The sequence below is a fragment of the Streptomyces sp. NPDC001822 genome, assembly GCF_042892135.1.
Taxonomy (GTDB): Bacteria; Actinomycetota; Actinomycetes; order Streptomycetales; family Streptomycetaceae; genus Streptomyces.
Genome location: NZ_JBIATW010000016.1, coordinates 63,339 through 78,640, shown reverse-complemented (window position 1 = coordinate 78,640; position 15,302 = coordinate 63,339). Strand labels below are relative to the sequence as shown.

The following is a 15,302-nucleotide window of genomic DNA, read 5'->3' as shown; positions in this document are numbered from 1 at the left end:
TGGAGGCATGCCTTCTCCCTCACTCGGTGCTGTATTCATTCATCCGGTCAAGTCGCTGGCCGCGCGGGCGAGCGACGAGGCGGTCGTCGAGCCATGGGGACTCGACGGTGACCGCCGGTGGATGCTGATCGACGGCGACGACAAGGTCGTCACCCAGCGTCAGCAGCCCCGTCTGGCACAGCTGTCCGCGACGGCGCTGCCCGGGGGCGGCGTGTCCCTGTCGGCGCCCGGGAGCGCGCCGCTGGACGTGGAGGTGCCCGGAGCGGGTCCCACGGTCGTGGCGGAGCTGTTCCGCAGCAAGATCGAAGTGGTGGACGGCGGCGCCGCCGCACATGACTGGTTCAGCGCGCGCCTCGGTACGGAGGTCCGGCTCGTGCACCTCGACGAGCCGTCGTACCGCAGGCCCGTGGACCCGGAGTTCGGCCGGCCGGGCGAAACGGTGTCCCTCGCCGACGGATTCCCCCTGCTGCTCACGTCCCGTGCCTCGCTGGACGCGCTGAACGACCTGATCGGCCAGGGGGACCACGCGCACGAGGGCCCGCTGCCGATGAACCGGTTCCGGCCGAACATCGTGGTGGACGGCGTGGAGCCCTGGGACGAGGACGGCTGGCGGAGGATCTCCGTCGGGGAGGTCGTCTTCCGCGTGGCGAAGCCGTGCGGACGCTGTGTCGTGACCACCACCGACCAGCGGACGGCGGAGCGCGGCAAGGAGCCGCTGCGGACCCTCGCCCGCCATCGCCGGTCCGGGAGGGATCTGCTCTTCGGCCAGAACCTGGTTCCCGAGGGCACGGGCGTCATCAGGGTGGGCGACCCGGTGCGGGTGCTCGGCTGACGCGCAGCTCGCGCGATGTCCCGGGAACTCCCGGGTACACGAGGTGTGTTGGCGTAGTGAGCTTGCTCTCTCTTCGGCGTCGGCGGACTTTTCCGGGGCTCCGCGGGGTTATCACGGACGGGAAGGGGGTGATGGCGGTGCAGGCGCTTCTGGGAATCCGGCGGTGGCGGGGCAATCCGGTGTGCCGGCCCACCGATCGTCGTGAGGCGTGGGTCGCACTGGCCGCGCTGCTGCTGATGGCCCTGGGGGCTCCGGTGTTCGGCTGGCTGAGCGGTTCGCTCACCGACGACGCGCTCCAGCAGTCGGTGCGGATCCAGCAGGCGCAGCGCCATCTCACGCCTGCCGTCGTGGTCCGCAAGGCGTCCGGCAGGTCACGGTTCGCCCAGGACCCCGAGTCCGCCGCCGTCACGGAGGACTCCGGCCGCACGTCCGTGGTGGCCGGTTGGCGCGCCCCCGACGGCACCCCGCGTACGGGCAAGGTGTCGACGACGTCCGCCGTCACCGCGCCCGGGACCGGGATCCGGATCTGGACGGACGAGCGAGGGCTCCCCGCGACGCGCCCCATGGACTCCGCCACGGCCCGCACCCATGCCGTGCTGGCCGGAGTCGGGACGGCGCTGGTCGCCGCGGGTCTCACGGAAACGGCCCGGCGGCTCGTCGTATGGCGCATGATGCAACGGCGGTACACCAGGCTGGACCGCGCCTGGGCCGAAGTCGGCCCCGACTGGGGCAGGACCGGCACGGGCAGCTGATCCCCGGGGCGGACGCCGCCCCGCACACGCTCGAACAGGACCCCTCGGCGGCCGACCAGTCAACTCGCGCCCGTCACGCGCGCTACGGTGGACCGGCCCGCCCGACTCCTCGGCAGGCGGGCCGGAGAGCCGGTTCCGTCACGGGTGGCTCGGGCGGACGGCACGAGGCAGCGCACACGGCACGAGGTGGGGGCACAGCAGCACCATGGCACAGGGCACGGTCCAGGTGACGCACACCGGCACATCGCGATGGCGCCGCCGCACGGGCGAATACGCTTCCCTCAACGCCGCCCTGGAGGCCGCAGCGGACGGTGACGTCCTCACCGTCGCCCCCGGAACCTACCGGGAGAACCTCGTCGTCTCCCGTGCGGTGACCCTGCGCGGCCCCGAGGGGTCCGTCGGTTCCGTGCGCATCGCCCCGGCGGACGGCGTCCCCCTGACCGTCCGCGCGTCCGCCGTCATCCAGGATCTGCACGTGGAGGGCCAGGACTCGGCCGCCCCCGCGCTGCTCGTGGAGGAAGGCACGCCGGAACTGTCCGATCTGCGCATCGTGACCAGGTCGGCCGCCGGCCTGGAGGTGCGGGGGGCGGCCAGGCCCACGGTACGGCGTTGCACGGTCGACAACCCGGCCGGCGTGGGCATCGCCGTACTCGACGGCGCCGGGGGCGTGTTCGAGGAGTGCGAGATCGTCTCGGCGGGACAGTCGGGCGTCTCGGTGCGCGACGGCGCCCATCCGCGGTTCGAGCGCTGCCGCGTGCACCACTCCAGCGGCGCGGGACTGAGCGTGACCGGGGAGGGCAGCGCGCTGGAGGCGGTGGGCTGCGAGGTCTACGAGATCAAGGGCAGCGGGGTGCAGGTCACCTCGCGCGGGACGGCGCACCTCACGGACTGCACGGTGCACCGCACGTCCGCCGACGGCGTCACGCTGGACACCGACGCGGTCCTCACGCTCGCCGACTGCGACATCCACGACATCCCGGAGAACGCGGTCGATCTGCGGTCCCGTTCGGTCCTGACCCTGACCCGCTCCACCGTGCGCAGGTTCGGCCGCAACGGTCTGTCGGTGTGGGATCCGGGAACCCGTGTCGACGCCAACCAGTGCGAGATCCACGACAGTACGGGCGACTACCCGGCGGTCTGGGTGAGCGACGGGGCGACGGTCATACTCGACTCGTGCCGCGTCCACGACGTGCCCGACGCCCTCTTCGTCCTGGACCGGGGCTCGCGCGCCGACGTCGTGGACAGCGATCTGTCCCAGATCCGCAACACCGCCGTCTCCGTGAGCGACGGAGCGACCGCGCAACTCGACGACTGCCGCATCCGCGAGGCGTCCACCGGAGCGTGGTTCCGGGATCACGGCAGCGGCGGCACCCTGAACAACTGCACCATCGACGCGGCCCAGACCGGTGTCATCGTCACCAAGGGCGCCGACCCCACGATCGAGCGGTGCACGGTCACCTCACCCGTCGAGGCCGGCTTCTACGTGTCCGCGGAGGGCCGGGGCACCTTCGACAGCTGCCGGGTCACGGGCAGCGAGGGCTACGGCTTCCACGTGATGGACGGCTGCCGCTCGACCCTGACACGGTGCCGCACCGAACGGTGTGCGCGGGGCGGTTACGAGTTCCCCGAGACCCCGGCCCACGGGGACGGTGGCCCGGTCGCTCAGGACTGCACCAGCGACGAGAGCGGCGTGCGCACCGCCACCGCTCCCCCGGTCCCGGCCGTCCTGACGGCGACCCGTACGACACCGGGGCTGCTCGACGCGATGCCGGGGCAGCGGAGCACCGAGCCCGAACCCGTCCCCGCCCCGCCCGCCGAACCGGTGCGCGACTCCGGCGCGGTCCTCGGCGAACTCGACGCGCTGGTCGGCCTGGACAGTGTGAAGCGGGAGGTGCGGGCCCTGACGGACATGATCGAGGTGGGCCGGCGCCGCCGGCTGGCCGGCCTGAAGGCGGCCTCGGTGCGCCGGCACCTGGTATTCACCGGCTCCCCGGGTACGGGCAAGACCACGGTGGCCCGGCTCTACGGCGAGATCCTGGCCTCGCTCGGCGTCCTGGAGCACGGTCATCTGGTGGAGGTGTCGCGCGTCGACCTGGTCGGGGAGCACATCGGCTCCACGGCCATCCGCACGCAGGAGGCGTTCGACCGGGCGCGCGGCGGGGTCCTGTTCGTGGACGAGGCGTACGCGCTGTCGCCCGAGGACTCGGGCCGCGACTTCGGGCGGGAGGCCATCGACACCCTGGTGAAGCTGATGGAGGACCACCGCGACGCCGTGGTGGTGATCGTGGCCGGCTACACCCACGAGATGGAGCGTTTCCTCACCGTCAACCCCGGTGTGGCGTCCCGTTTCTCACGGACCATCACCTTCAGCGACTACGTGCCGGAGGAACTGCTGCGGATCGTCGGACAGCAGGCCGAGGAGCACGAGTACAGCTTGGCGGACGGTACGGGGGAGGCGCTGCTGAAGTACTTCACAGCGCTTCCCAAGGGGCCGGCGTTCGGCAACGGGCGCACGGCCCGTCAGACCTTCGAGTCGATGGTCGAGCGGCACGCGGGCCGGGTGGCCCAGCTCTCGGAGCCCAGCACCGACGACCTGACCATGCTCTACCCCGAGGACCTGCCCGAGCTGCCCTGAACGTCCGCGCCGGCGTCCCGGGCGCCCGTCTGGTGCGGTACCACGGGCCCCAGGCGTTCCAGGAGTGCGGCGCGCTCGACGGCGAACACCGGGTCGGCCTGGTAGTCCGAGTGCCCCAGGACCGGTTCGGGAAGCGGGTGTTCGGGCGTACGGCCGTGGACCAGCGGGTCTCGCAGCGGGCCGAGGTCCACCTCGTGGCCGCCCTGCCCCTCGTCGACGCGGACCGGGCCGCCGATCGGGTCCGTGGCGCGCCAGAGGTTGCGCCAGCAGTGCACGGAGCCGCGCAGCCCTTCCAGGGGCACGCGCCCGAAGTAGGCCGGGAACCAGCGCCCGTACAGGCGCTCGATCGGTGAGCCGTAGGTCAGCAGCGCCACCCGGTGGCGGGCCGTGTCGGGAAGCTGCCACACCGCCGCCGCGGCCAGCACACTGCCCTGCGAGTGGCCCGAGATGACGAGCCTGCCCCGGGTGCTGCCGGTCCACGCGCACATCCGGGACGAGAGGTCCGGGACGGCACGCTCGGCGTAGCAGGGCGGCGCGAAGGGGTGCGCGGCGCGGGGCCAGAAGGTGCCGACGTCCCAGAGGATGCCGATGGTGCGCCGGGCCGCGACGTCGCGGTACGCGCGACGGCCCCAGGTGACGAACAGTATGGCGCCGAAGCCGATCAGCCAGGAGCCGGTGGCCTGGGCGGCCTCGGCCAGGGATTCGAGGAAGGGACCCGCGTCGTCCATGGCCAGACCGGGAACCCGGCCGGTGAGCCACGAGCCGGCCACCGCTCCGACGCCCAGCAGCAGCGTGGCCGCGGAGAGCAGTCCCAGGATCCCGGGGGCGGAGTCCGTGAGGGCCGCCGTGGCCCTGATCCGCGCGATCCGCCGGGTCCTGCCCGGGTCGGGGCACGGCTCGCCGTACTCGGCCTCGATCTCGGGTCCCATGCGGCGGGCGTGCCGCAGGGTGCGGACGGCCAGCCAGGTGAGGGGGACGAGCAGGAGCAGCAGGAGGACCGGGATGACCGACGCCTGCCAGCTCAGGAGCACGGGCGGTCCCACTATCGCCGAGCCCGCGCCCATCCCCGGAGTACCGGGGCCGTCGAGCCAGTCGGCGACGCGCTGGGAGACCCCGCCGGTCATCACCCCGCCCAGCGCGCAGGCCAGCATGGCGACGGCCGGCCCGCCCAGGCCCCGCAGCGTGGTCCTCGGCTCGGGCCTGCGCCGGTGGAGCCGCAGGGCCACCGCCGCGAGTACGACGACGAGAAGCCCCTGGCCGAGGGTGAGGGCGCGGAAGGCCCACTCCCCGGGAAGCGTGCCGGAGGACACCCAGTCGGGGCGCGACCAGCCGGCGTAGACCACCGAGGCCGCCAGCAGGGCCAGCGCGGCGCCGGGCAGGAAGGTGGTGAGCGCCCGGTCCAGCCGGTTGTCGAGGCGCCTCTCGCTGCGCCCCCGGTGGCAGACCACCGCGATCACGGTGAGCCCGCACAGGACGAGACCGGTCCGGAACAGCGCCCCGATCACCTCGGGCACGGGGCTGCCCGGGTCACGGTCGTAGCGGGCGGCGGCCGTGCCGACGGTCGCCGCGACCGTGAGGAACCCGGCCGCGGTGTGGGCTGCGCGGAGCCGGGCCACGAGGCGGCGGCCGTACCAGAAGCCGGGCCTGCCGAGAGCCGGGCGCACCAGGGCGACGCCGGGGCCGGGGACCTCCACGGCGTCCTCGGTCCCGTGCTCGTCCACGCCCTCGTCCACGTCAACGTCAACGTCGGAGGACGCGCCGAAGGACGCGCCGGAGGACGCCTCGGTGCGGCCGGACGCGTCCTGGAGGATCGGGCGCTGTGATTCGTAGGCGCTCCAGGTGCGGTTGGACAGGTACCAGAGCAGGCCGACCAGGGCCGCGGGCACGGCCGCGGCGACGGCGAGCCTGCGGCCGGGCTGGGAGAACCAGCCGTCCCGCCGGGTGGACAGGAAGCCGAGCCAGGAGCGCTGCCCTGAGCATCCGGGTGTCCCCGCGCACTGCCACGCCACCAGATCGAGGGCGACCTCGCAGGCCGCGGCGGTCAGCAGCACGGTGAGACTGAGCGCCACCAGGCGCACGACGAGCCCGTACAGCCGGACCGTCCGGGGGCTCCCCTGCGAGGACGGACGCATCCAGTGGGCGAGGTTGACCACCATGAACGGGAGGAGCAGCAGCCACAGGGCCCGGGAACCGTTGCCCGACGTGAGGTTGGACCAGCAGTAGGCCTCGGCGACGGGTCCTTCCCGGTGGCGCTCGGGGTGCTGCTCGGCAGCGACGTCCTCGGTGCGCCGGTAGATCGCCGCCGTGGCGTCACCGGTGATCCGGGTCGTGCGCGGGTCGCCGAGCATCTCCTGCGGGGTGGCTCCGCCGACGCCGTGGACGAGCAGTTCCAGTGCGGCGGCCCCGCTCGGGGCGGTCTGGGGGACAGGGGGCAATTTCGATGACTCGCTCTCTGGCTCCGGACGCCTCGTGGCGGCGGGAAGGGAAAGGGCGGCTGTGCCCTGATGCGCAGTCACCACCATCCCGGATGCGCGGGGCCCGCCGCACCGGTCTCACCGAATCTCCCCAGTGCCCCGCCCCGCACGTCTGCGTGGCAGGATGAGTGCGTCCCGCAGGCCGCTGCCGGACCGTGCGGACAGAGGGAAGGACCGGGCCCGGCGTTGAGCGAGAATCAGAACCTGCTCGCGGAGCAGCGGCGTGCGCTCATCCTCGACGACGTGCGCAAGCGCGGCGGGGTCCGGGTCAACGAGCTGACGCGCAAGCTGAGTGTCTCCGACATGACCATCCGCCGGGACCTGGACGCGCTGGCGCGTCAGGGGGTCATCGAGAAGGTGCACGGCGGTGCCGTGCCGGTCGTCGAGGCGAGCACGCACGAACCGGGTTTCGAGGCGAAGTCGACGCTGGAGCTCAGCGCCAAGGAGGACATCGCCCGCGCGGCCGCGGCCATGGCCGTGCCGGGCAGCGCGATCGCGCTCTCCGGCGGTACGACCACGTTCGCGCTGGCCGCTCGTCTCGTGGACGTGCCGGGCCTGACCGTCGTGACGAACTCGGTCCGGGTCGCCGACGTGTTCCACAGCGCGCAGCGGCCGACCGCGGCGGGGGGTGCGCGGGCCGGTGCGGCCACGGTGGTGCTGACCGGCGGGGTGCGTACGCCCTCGGACTCGCTGGTCGGGCCGGTCGCCGACCGGGCGATCGGCTCGCTGCACTTCGACGTCCTGTTCCTCGGCGTGCACGGGATCTCCGTCGAGGCGGGTCTCTCGACGCCGAACCTCGCCGAGGCCGAGACGAACCGGCGTTTCGTGCGCGCCGCCCGGCGGGTCGTGGTCGTGGCCGACCACACCAAGTGGGGGACGGTGGGGCTGAGTTCCTTCGCGGCGCTCGACGAGGTGGACGCGTTCGTCACGGACGCGGGCCTGCCGGACGGTCTCCGCCGGGAGATCGAGGAGCACCTTCCGGGACTCGTGGTGGCGGGCGAGCCGGCGGACGGGGAGTAGTCCCGCCGCGACGGGCCGGGATCCTCCGCTCGCCGCCTCCCGGGCGCCGGACGTCCTGGATCCACCGGGGATGACGGCACAGCCCTTAGGATCGGGACGTGGCCGTATTCCGCATCGAGCGTTCCTCGCCCCTCTCCGCCGCCGAGGCGTGGCGGCGGGTGACGGACTGGGAGCGGCACGGCGACACGGTTCCGCTCACCTCGGTGACCGTCCCGACGGGGCCGCACACACGGGCCGGTACGGTCTTCGTCGCCCGCACCGGACTGGGGCCGCTGGGTTTCGACGATCCGATGGAAGTGGTCCGGTGGACCCCTCCGGCGTCCGGGCGCGCGGGCCTGTGCCGGCTGGAGAAGCGGGGTTCCCTGGTACGCGGCCAGGCCTCGATCGACGTCTATCCGACGGGCTCGGGCTCCCATGTGATCTGGGTCGAGGAACTGCGTGTGCGGCTGCTGCCCCGTTGGGCGGACCCGGTCCTGGCCGGAGCGGGCCGCCGGGTCTTCGGGCGGGCCCTGCGCATGCTGCTCGACGACTGACCGCTCACCCGGCGCCCCTGCCGGGCCGGCGGGAGCGGGAAGGCGGGTGCGGCGCCCCCTCGGCGCCCGTCCACAAGGGGCGGCGCACCGGCCGGTGAGGTATCCCGGACTCATGGACTTGCGGCAGTGGATCGACGGCCTGCGGGACGGCGAACGGCCGGGCATGGCGCTCGTCGCGATGCCGTTCGTCCTGATCGCCGTGGTGACCGTGGTCGACGTCAACGCTCCGCCGGAGGTGCATCTCGGGCCGTTCCTGGTGGCGGCACCGGCCCTCACAGCGTCGTTCGCCGGCCCGCGGCTCACGGCCTTCGTCGGCGCGGTCGCGGTGCTGGCCCAGGCGGTCGTGGCCGTCAGCCGCACCAGCATCACCGACCTGAATCACATGTACCAGATCGTCGCCCTGTTCCTGATCTCGGCGATCGTCACCTTCTTCGCGCATCTCCGGGTCCGCGACGCCGCGGAGACGGTGCGGCTGCGGACCGTGGCCGAGGCGGCTCAGCGCAGTGTGCTGCGGCCTCTTCCCTCGCACAGCGGCCCGTTGCGCCTCGCCTCCCTCTATCTGGCGGCCGAGGAGGGGGCCGAGCTCGGGGGCGATCTCTACGCCGCCGCGCGGACGGAGCGGGGGACGCGTCTGATCATCGGCGACGTCCGCGGCAAGGGCCTCGACGCGATCAGCGGAGCCGCGGGGGTGCTGGGTGCCTTCCGGGCGCTGGCCCGCCAGGAGGACCACCTGGCCGACCTCGTCGCCCGCCTGGAGACCGGTGTCGCGGCCCACCGGATCGACTCGCTGAACGAGAGCGACGACGGGTCCGAGAAGCACGACATCGCCGAGTCCTTCGTCACGGCGGCGGTGCTCGACGTATCCGACGAGGACCACCGGCTGCGGCTCGTCAGCTGCGGGCACCCGCCGCCCCTGCTGCTGCGGCAGGGCCGGGTGCGTGCGCTGCACGCGACGGAGCCGGGGCCGCCGCTCGGAGTCGGGCCCCTGGCGGGAGCCCGCCCCACGGAGGACGTGTTCGCGTTCCGCCCCGGCGACACGCTCCTGCTGTACACCGACGGGGTCACCGAGGCGCGGGACTCCTCGGGGCGTTTCTACCCGCTCGCCGAGCGCGCCGCCTCGTGGACCGGCCTCGGCCCCGGGCACCTGCTGGAGCGGGTCCACGCGGATCTGCTGCGGTATGCGGGCGGCCACCTGGGCGACGACGCGGCCGTCGTCGCCGTCCAGCGGCTCCCCGGCCCCGGCTGACCGCAACCCCGCGACGGGCTTGGCGCGGGGGGCCCGCACGCCGGATCAGGCGGGCCAGCTGCCGGTGGCCAGGAAGTGCTCGATCGTCGCCGTGTACGGGCGGATGTCCATGTCCTGGTCGTCGAGCCACGCATCGGAGTAGTACTTGTCGAGGTAGCGGTCGCCCGGGTCGCAGAACAGGGTGACGACGCTTCCGGTGGTACCCCGTTCGACCATCTCGGCCACCAGCCTGAACGCGCTCCACAACCCGGTTCCCGTGGAGCCCCCGGCCTTGCGTCCGATGGCGCGCTCCAGCACCCGGACGGCGGCGACGCTCGCCGCGTCGGGCACCTTCATCATGCGGTCGATGGCACCGGGCACGAAGCTCGGTTCCATCCGGGGACGGCCGATGCCCTCGATGCGCGAACCCCGGTCGCTCGTCGCCGCCTGGTCGTGCCGGGTCCAGCCGTCGAAGAAACAGGAGTTCTCCGGATCGGGCACGCAGATACGTGTGTCGTGCTGCATGTAACGGACGTAGCGCCCGATGGTCGCGGACGTGCCGCCGGTCCCGGCGGTGGCGACGATCCAGGCGGGCTCCGGATAGCGTTCCATCCGCAGCTGCTGGTAGATGGACTCGGCGATGTTGTTGTTGCCCCGCCAGTCGGTGGCGCGCTCGGCGTAGGTGAACTGGTCCATGTAGTGCCCGCCGGTCTCGGCGGCGAGGGCCGCCGACTCCTCGTACAGCCGGCGGGCGTCGTCGACGAAGTGGCACTGCCCGCCGTGGAATTCGATGAGGCGGCACTTCTCCGGGCTGGTGGTGCGCGGCATCACCGCGACGAAGGGCACGCCGATCAGCTTGGCGAAGTACGCCTCCGAGACGGCGGTCGAGCCGCTGGACGCCTCGATGACCGGCTTCCCCCTGCGGATCCAGCCGTTGCAGAGTCCGTAGAGGAACAGCGACCTGGCCAGCCGGTGCTTGAGGCTGCCGGTGGGGTGCGTCGACTCGTCCTTCAGGTAGAGGTCGATGTTCCAGTGCTCGGGCAACGGGAAGCGCAGGAGGTGGGTGTCCGCCGAACGGTTGGCGTCGGCCTGGACCTTGCGTACGGCTTCCTTGAGCCAGGCCCGGTAGTCGGGGTCACTGCGGTCGGTGTCCACGGTCGCCATGACGCCACCGTCCGTTCTCGGCTCACTGGTGTCCATCAGCGGGGTCTCCTTCGAGTACCTGAGGTGCTCCGGGGCTCCCACGATATGCCCCCCACCTGCACAAACGTTTACTTTGACAGCCCATAGCCCTCCCTTGGCCCACGCGCCCCGGAGTGCCGCCGTCCGGTCCTCGGAACGGCCTCGTCGCGGTCTGGTGCGCACGCGCCCGGCCGGGCAGACTTACAGAAGCCGGTACAAGGGGGGCGAAGTCGTCATGGCCGAAACGGAATTCAGCGCGGCGGAGTTCGGCACAGCCGAGTTCGTCGCGAACGACGTCAGGATCCAGCGGTGGGCGCGGTCGCTCACCCGGGCGGGGCAAGTGATCGTCAAGGACGGGCGGCTGGCGCTGCTCACGAGTAACGGACGGGAGATCGACAGTGCGCCGCTCTCGGCGGTGAGCGCCGGGAAGGCCTGGTTCCTGTCGGCCGACTCCGCGATCGCGCGGCTCAACGGGGTCCGCTACCGGCTGACGATGGGGCAGCGCAACCGCAGGCCCGGCGGGGCCCTTCCGGTCCGCAGGTTCCTGGAGGCGCTGCGGAGTGCCGCGGGACGGCGGTCCTGACTCCGGGAGCCGTCCCGGCGTGAACACCGCGGGCCGGCGCCGGTGCGGCGTGCGGCCCCGGTGCCGTACCGCGACCGCGAGTTGCCCGGCCGCAGCGGACGCTGCGGCACACCGCGGGCACCGCGAGTTGCGGAGCCCAATCCCCTGAGTCACGCTGGTCACACGTCACTGATGGTGCACCGGCGGTGACAGCCAAAGCCGCACCGCCGGGAGCCGCTCAGGGCGGACCACGCACGACCAGACACAGCAGTCAGCCATCTGCTGGATCCGCTTCTTCGTCTTCTTCCGGACCTATTTCGGGGAGTCGCAGCCGTGATCAGCGAGCCAAGCAGGCACTGCGCGGTGGAGCTCCAGGCCCTGCCGTCGCGGATCGGTCAGGTCCGCAGAATCATTTCGGCGCAACTGCGCTACTGGCATCTCGATCCTCTGATCGACCATGCCGCGCTGGGTGTCACCGAACTGCTGACCAACGTCCACCGGCATGCACAGCCGGACAAATCGTGCACCGTCGAGATCGAGCTGCTGCTCGACCGGCTGACGGTCTCCGTCCACGACCACGACCCCCGGCTGCCGACCGTGTGCGACGCCGATTCGTCCGCCACCTCCGGGCGCGGGCTGGCGATGATCGCCGCGGTCAGCGAGAGCTGGGGCATACGCCCGAGCGCCGAGGCGGGGAAGGTCATCTGGTTCACCCTGCCCGCCCCGTCCTTCACCAGCGCCCTGCCCAGTCTCCCGGTGTACGGGTCGACGACCGACGGCCCCTTCGCCTCGGACCTCGCAGGCCTTCTGGAGCCGACGACGGCACGAAAACGGGCCCGGTCGACCGTCGTCGGCTGACGAGCCCGCGGCACGCTCCACAGGCACCCGACGGAGCGCATCGCCACGAGCGCACGGGAGCGCGCCGGTCCCCGGACCGGCGCGCTCCCCCGCGTCGCCCCCACCCTCCAGCCGGTCACCCCGCGCCGTCCCTCTCGTAACGGCCGTAGGGCTCGTCGAGCACGGAGAGCCTGCGCCAGTACTCCTCCTCGTCGATCTCACCGGCGGCGAAGCGCCGCCCCAGGAGGGCGACCGGCGCGCGCTCACCGAGCGTCGCCCGATGTCCGGCAGGCGTCCGCCATGGGCCGCGACGACCCCGCCACACGGTGCGGCGCAGCACCGTGACGACGCCGACGACGACGGCCGCCCAGACGACGGGGAAGAGGAGGATCCAGGGCCCGGGGCCTCCTGAGTACGCAAGGGTGTTCATCTCGGTCAGCTCCTCGGTGACGACATCGTCGGGTTTTCCCGTCACGTACGAGCCTGTCGCCGGACGGCCGCGGGGGCGTCGTACGGGCGGCGGCAGTGCGCGTACGCCTCCGGGAGCAGACGGCCGGCCCCTGCCTGCTCCTCGCGGGTCCACCGAAGTCCGCACTTCTGTACCTACTGGTATGTACAGTGGCCGCATGAGCACTCCGGACCGGTTGATCGAGGCCACCCAGGAACTCTTGTGGGAGCGGGGCTACGTCGGCACGAGCCCCAAGGCGATCCAGCAGCGGGCGGGCGCCGGTCAGGGCAGCATGTACCACCACTTCGCGGGCAAGCCCGACCTGGCGCTGGCGGCCGTGCTGCGCACCTCGGCCCGGATGCGGGAGAGCGCCGGACGCATCCTCGACGGCCCCGGTTCGGCCCGCGAGCGGATCTCGGCCTATCTCCTGCGCGAGCGTGAGGTGTTGCGCGGCTGCCCGGTGGGACGGCTGACGATGGATCCCGACGTGGTGGCGAGCGACGAACTCCGCGCCCCTGTGGACGAGACGATCGCCTGGCTGCGGGGGCGACTGGCGGAGATCGTCCAGGAGGGGCTGGACAGCGGGGAGTTCGCCGCGGGCCTCGCACCCGAGGACATCGCCGCCTCCATCGTGGCCACGGTCCAGGGCGGCTACGTCCTGGCCCGGGCCTCGGGCTCGGCGGGCGCCTTCGACGCCGCGGTCCGGGGTCTGCTCTCCCTGCTCACCCCGCCCCCGGCCTGAGGAGCACACCGTGCACGTCATGCAGTACGAGGTCACACTGCCCGCCGACTACGACATGGGGATCATCCGCGAACGCGTCGCGACGAGGGGGCATCTCCTGGACGACTTCCCCGGGCTGGGCCTCAAGGCCTACCTGATGCGCGAGCGCGGCCGGAACTCCGCGGTCAACCAGTACGCTCCGCTGTATCTGTGGTCGGCGCCGGAGGGCATGAACGCGTTCCTCTGGGGTCCCGGATTCCAGGGCGTCGTCGACGACTTCGGCCGTCCCTCGGTGCAGCACTGGACGGGGCTCTCCTACCAGGAGGGCTCCGCGCCGACGGCGCTCCCCCGCACCGCCGTCCGCCACCGTGAGACGGTCCCCGGCACGGTCGCGCCGGCGCGGGCCGTCCAGGCCGCGATCGAGGAGGGCGCGCGGACGGCCGCACGGCCGGGGGCCGTCGCCACCGCGGTCGCCGTCGACCCGCGCCACTGGGAGCTGCTGCACTTCTCCCTCTGGGAGCACGAGCCGCCCGGACCGCTCCCCGGCGACCGCTGCGAGGTGCTGCACCTGTCGGCGCCCGACCGCGACCGGCTCGCCCGCGGCAGGCAATGGTGAGCCGGGTCCGTACGGGAGGGGGAGGCCGCCCGAGGACCTGGTGACCCTGTCCCGGGAGGCCGGCACCAGGATCGCCGTCGCGACCGGACCACACCAAGCCGCTCCTTGTCGGAGGAGTACGGCATCGACGAGCACGGCGGGCGGGTCGTGCGGGCTCACCACCGCGCCGGGCACCCGCGCCGGGCGGTCAGGCCAGCGCGGCGAGCGGGTCGTCGAGCACGGGCTGCCAGGCCAGTTCGGCGGCGCCCACCAGGCTGTTGTGGTCGAGCGTGCACGCGAGGATCGGCACACTGCCGCTGCGGCCCCAGAGGCTGCGGTCGGCGACGACGGCCCGCAGCCTCTCCGGGTCGGCCTCCAGAAGGTCGCGGTGCAGCCCGCCCAGGATGATCCGGTCGGGGTTGAGGATGTTGACCAGGCCGGCGAGTCCGAGGCCGAGGCGGTCGATCAGCTCCTCGGAGGCAGCCCGCACGTCCGGGTCGTCGTACTCCGCGCGCAGGAGGTCCCCGGACTGCTTGAGCAGGGACTCCTCGGGGCCCGGTTCCCGGCGGGCGGCGGTGAGGAAGGCCAGCGGGTCCGTCTCGACGTCGAGGCAGCCGCGTCCGCCGCAGTGGCAGGGGCGCCCCTCGGGGTTCACCGTGAGGTGCCCGACCTCCAGGGCGAGCCCCGAACTCCCGGTGTGCAGGCGGCCGTCCAGGACGAGCGCGCCGCCCACACCGCGGTGGCCGGTGGCAACGCACAGCAGGTGCTGCGCCCCGAGTCCCGCACCGTGCCGGTGCTCGGCGAGGGCGGCGAGGTTGACGTCGTTCCCCGTGAAGGCGGGTTCGGTGATGCCGGCCTCGCGCACGCACGCGGCGAAGATGTCCCGGACGGGAGCGCCCGCGGGCCAGGCGAGGTGCAGCGGGTTCAGCGCCGTACCCTCGGGTTCGGCCACCGCGGAGGGCACGGCGAGCCCCGCTCCGACGCAGCGCAGCCCGCTCTCGCGCAGCAGCCGGGCCCCGGCCTCGACGACCTCGCCGAGCACCTGGGCGGGGTCGGCCATGACGGCGACGCAGCCCGGGGCGGTGGCCACGATCCTGCCTCCGAGCCCCACGAGCGCGGCCCGGAAACCGTCGGAGTGCACCTGGGCGGCGAGCGCAACCGGGCCGCTGTCCAGCACGGAGAGCCGGTGGGAGGGCCGCCCCTGCGATCCGGCCGCGGAGCCCGGGCTGGAGTCGACCTTGATGAGCCCGAGCGCCTCCAGCTCGGCGGCCACCGCGCCGGCGGTGGCACGGGTGACGCCGAGTTCCGAGGTCAGCACGGCACGCGTGGGGGCGCGCCCGGTGTGGACCAGCTCCAGGGCGGGCCCGAGCGCGCTGCGGCCCCTCTCCAACTTCGTCCGCGTGGTGGTCGACTTGCCGTTCATGGGGGCGAGTCTCCCATGATCCCGAGCCGCCGCCGACGCTGCGGCATCCCTCGGCGTTCACCG

At 73.1% G+C, this 15,302-nt stretch carries 14 protein-coding genes; 10 read left to right on the top strand and 4 right to left on the bottom strand.

The annotated features are described in order from the left end of the window. The first annotated feature begins 7 nt into the window (after nt 1–7). From ACFYY2_RS29280 to ACFYY2_RS29270, 3 genes are all read left to right on the top strand, one after another. A complete protein-coding gene (locus ACFYY2_RS29280) occupies nt 8–832 on the top strand; it encodes an MOSC domain-containing protein (protein WP_388748505.1) in 825 nt (274 codons plus the stop codon). A 131-nt stretch (nt 833–963) separates the two neighbouring features. Continuing rightward, nucleotides 964–1,584: a hypothetical protein gene (locus ACFYY2_RS29275; protein WP_388748503.1), complete on the top strand. Its 621-nt coding sequence runs from the start codon at nt 964–966 to the stop codon at nt 1,582–1,584. Between the two features lie 205 nt (nt 1,585–1,789). Continuing rightward, complete coding sequence (locus ACFYY2_RS29270) at nt 1,790–4,219, top strand: right-handed parallel beta-helix repeat-containing protein (protein WP_388748501.1); 2,430 nt, start codon at nt 1,790–1,792, stop codon at nt 4,217–4,219. Here ACFYY2_RS29270 and ACFYY2_RS29265 read toward each other — a convergent pair. Then, nucleotides 4,189–6,567 carry a hypothetical protein gene (locus tag ACFYY2_RS29265; protein ID WP_388748652.1) on the bottom strand — a complete coding sequence of 793 codons (2,379 nt, stop codon included), beginning with the start codon at nt 6,565–6,567 and terminating at the stop codon, nt 4,189–4,191. The two genes, ACFYY2_RS29270 and ACFYY2_RS29265, sit on opposite strands and share 31 nt — an antisense overlap. A 312-nt stretch (nt 6,568–6,879) precedes the next feature. Here ACFYY2_RS29265 and ACFYY2_RS29260 point away from each other — a divergent pair, with 312 nt between their 5' ends. The 3 genes from ACFYY2_RS29260 to ACFYY2_RS29250 all read left to right on the top strand — a co-directional run bounded on the left by ACFYY2_RS29260 (nt 6,880) and on the right by ACFYY2_RS29250 (nt 9,492). Next, on the top strand, nt 6,880–7,713 hold the full coding sequence (locus tag ACFYY2_RS29260) for a DeoR/GlpR family DNA-binding transcription regulator (protein WP_388748499.1): 834 nt from the start codon (nt 6,880–6,882) through the stop codon (nt 7,711–7,713). A 98-nt stretch (nt 7,714–7,811) separates the two neighbouring features. Continuing rightward, the gene (locus ACFYY2_RS29255) at nt 7,812–8,246 is read left to right on the top strand and encodes an SRPBCC family protein (protein ID WP_388748497.1); all 435 of its coding nucleotides are present in this window, start codon (nt 7,812–7,814) and stop codon (nt 8,244–8,246) included. A gap of 112 nt (nt 8,247–8,358) precedes the next feature. Beyond that, a complete protein-coding gene (locus ACFYY2_RS29250; protein ID WP_388748495.1) occupies nt 8,359–9,492 on the top strand; it encodes a PP2C family protein-serine/threonine phosphatase in 1,134 nt (377 codons plus the stop codon). Between the two features lie 45 nt (nt 9,493–9,537). Here ACFYY2_RS29250 and ACFYY2_RS29245 read toward each other — a convergent pair whose 3' ends face one another. Beyond that, nucleotides 9,538–10,671 carry a PLP-dependent cysteine synthase family protein gene (locus ACFYY2_RS29245; protein ID WP_388748493.1) on the bottom strand — a complete coding sequence of 378 codons (1,134 nt, stop codon included), beginning with the start codon at nt 10,669–10,671 and terminating at the stop codon, nt 9,538–9,540. Nucleotides 10,672–10,888: 217 nt separating this feature from the next. Between ACFYY2_RS29245 and ACFYY2_RS29240 the strand changes: the two genes are divergently transcribed. Together ACFYY2_RS29240 and ACFYY2_RS29235 are read left to right on the top strand one after the other, a co-directional pair. After that, the gene (locus tag ACFYY2_RS29240; protein ID WP_388748491.1) at nt 10,889–11,236 is read left to right on the top strand and encodes a hypothetical protein; all 348 of its coding nucleotides are present in this window, start codon (nt 10,889–10,891) and stop codon (nt 11,234–11,236) included. A 312-nt stretch (nt 11,237–11,548) separates the two neighbouring features. Continuing rightward, on the top strand, nt 11,549–12,073 hold the full coding sequence (locus ACFYY2_RS29235) for an ATP-binding protein (protein ID WP_388748489.1): 525 nt from the start codon (nt 11,549–11,551) through the stop codon (nt 12,071–12,073). Between the two features lie 115 nt (nt 12,074–12,188). Here the strand turns inward: ACFYY2_RS29235 and ACFYY2_RS29230 are convergent, their stop codons facing one another. Then, nucleotides 12,189–12,482, bottom strand: a complete 294-nt coding sequence (locus tag ACFYY2_RS29230) for an SHOCT domain-containing protein (protein ID WP_388748649.1) — start codon at nt 12,480–12,482, stop codon at nt 12,189–12,191. Nucleotides 12,483–12,663: 181 nt separating this feature from the next. Between ACFYY2_RS29230 and ACFYY2_RS29225 the strand changes: the two genes are divergently transcribed. Both ACFYY2_RS29225 and ACFYY2_RS29220 read left to right on the top strand, forming a co-directional pair. Beyond that, nucleotides 12,664–13,242, top strand: a complete 579-nt coding sequence (locus ACFYY2_RS29225; RefSeq protein ID WP_388748487.1) for a TetR/AcrR family transcriptional regulator — start codon at nt 12,664–12,666, stop codon at nt 13,240–13,242. Nucleotides 13,243–13,252: 10 nt separating this feature from the next. Continuing rightward, nucleotides 13,253–13,837 carry a DUF4865 family protein gene (locus ACFYY2_RS29220; RefSeq protein WP_388748485.1) on the top strand — a complete coding sequence of 195 codons (585 nt, stop codon included), beginning with the start codon at nt 13,253–13,255 and terminating at the stop codon, nt 13,835–13,837. Between the two features lie 187 nt (nt 13,838–14,024). Here ACFYY2_RS29220 and ACFYY2_RS29215 read toward each other — a convergent pair whose 3' ends face one another. Beyond that, complete coding sequence (locus ACFYY2_RS29215; RefSeq protein ID WP_388748483.1) at nt 14,025–15,239, bottom strand: ROK family protein; 1,215 nt, start codon at nt 15,237–15,239, stop codon at nt 14,025–14,027. Between the last annotated feature and the right edge of the window lie 63 nt (nt 15,240–15,302).

Excerpts from the sequence above, each read along its gene's own strand:
- ACFYY2_RS29250 (WP_388748495.1), top strand. The coding sequence starts at position 8,359 with ATGGACTTGCGGCAGTGGATCGACGGCCTGCGGGACGGCGAACGGCCG.
- ACFYY2_RS29240 (WP_388748491.1), top strand. The coding sequence starts at position 10,889 with ATGGCCGAAACGGAATTCAGCGCGGCGGAGTTCGGCACAGCCGAGTTC.
- ACFYY2_RS29265 (WP_388748652.1), bottom strand. The coding sequence starts at position 6,567 with ATGCTCGGCGACCCGCGCACGACCCGGATCACCGGTGACGCCACGGCG.
- ACFYY2_RS29245 (WP_388748493.1), bottom strand. The coding sequence starts at position 10,671 with ATGGACACCAGTGAGCCGAGAACGGACGGTGGCGTCATGGCGACCGTG.
- ACFYY2_RS29230 (WP_388748649.1), bottom strand. The coding sequence starts at position 12,482 with ATGAACACCCTTGCGTACTCAGGAGGCCCCGGGCCCTGGATCCTCCTC.
- ACFYY2_RS29280 (WP_388748505.1), top strand. The coding sequence starts at position 8 with ATGCCTTCTCCCTCACTCGGTGCTGTATTCATTCATCCGGTCAAGTCG.
- ACFYY2_RS29270 (WP_388748501.1), top strand. The coding sequence starts at position 1,790 with ATGGCACAGGGCACGGTCCAGGTGACGCACACCGGCACATCGCGATGG.
- ACFYY2_RS29215 (WP_388748483.1), bottom strand. The coding sequence starts at position 15,239 with ATGAACGGCAAGTCGACCACCACGCGGACGAAGTTGGAGAGGGGCCGC.
- ACFYY2_RS29275 (WP_388748503.1), top strand. The coding sequence starts at position 964 with ATGGCGGTGCAGGCGCTTCTGGGAATCCGGCGGTGGCGGGGCAATCCG.
- ACFYY2_RS29225 (WP_388748487.1), top strand. The coding sequence starts at position 12,664 with ATGTACAGTGGCCGCATGAGCACTCCGGACCGGTTGATCGAGGCCACC.